We start from the raw sequence: 521 nt of genomic DNA, 5'->3' as shown, positions 1-521 counted from the left end.
CCGCCCCGCCAGCTGACGGCCCATGCCCAGCCGCTGACTGCCCTGCCCGGTGAAGACGAACGCCGTCTTACCCCCGGCAACCCCGCCCTCGGCCACCGGCTCACCATCCAGCAACACCAGCCGGTGATCGAACTGCGCCCGCGTCGTGGCCAGCGAATAGGCCACATCCACCGACGCCGCATCCACCGACCCCGACGCAATCAGCCGGGCCAGCTGCGCCTGCACGGCCTCGGCCGTACGGGCCGAGACCGGCGCCAACGCCACCGGCACTCCTGCCCGCACCGACACCGGCTCCGGCTCCGGCTCCGAGGTCGATCCCGGCACCACCGTCCCCGGCCCCGGCGACACCACCGGGACCTCCGCCGCCGGCGCCTCCTCCACGATCACATGCGCGTTGGTCCCGCTGATGCCGAAGGAGGAGATCCCGGCGCGGCGCGGGTGGTCTCCGCGCGGCCATTCCGCGGTCTGGGTGAGGAGTTCGACCTTGCCGGCTGTCCAGTCCACGTGCGGGGAGGGTGCGT

General features: G+C 73.5%; 1 protein-coding gene. It reads right to left on the bottom strand.

Annotated elements, in window-relative coordinates; genetic code table 11:
• Positions 1-504: ketoacyl-synthetase C-terminal extension domain-containing protein (locus tag IEZ08_RS39200; RefSeq protein ID WP_308426637.1), on the bottom strand; the 504-nt coding region annotated here is incomplete at its 3' end.
• Between the last annotated feature and the right edge of the window lie 17 nt (positions 505-521).

The sequence above is a fragment of the Planobispora rosea genome (assembly GCF_014648175.1).
GTDB lineage: Bacteria > Actinomycetota > Actinomycetes > Streptosporangiales > Streptosporangiaceae > Planobispora > Planobispora rosea.
Note: the sequence above shows the minus strand (reverse complement) of the source record. Positions and strands in the feature narration are given on the sequence as shown.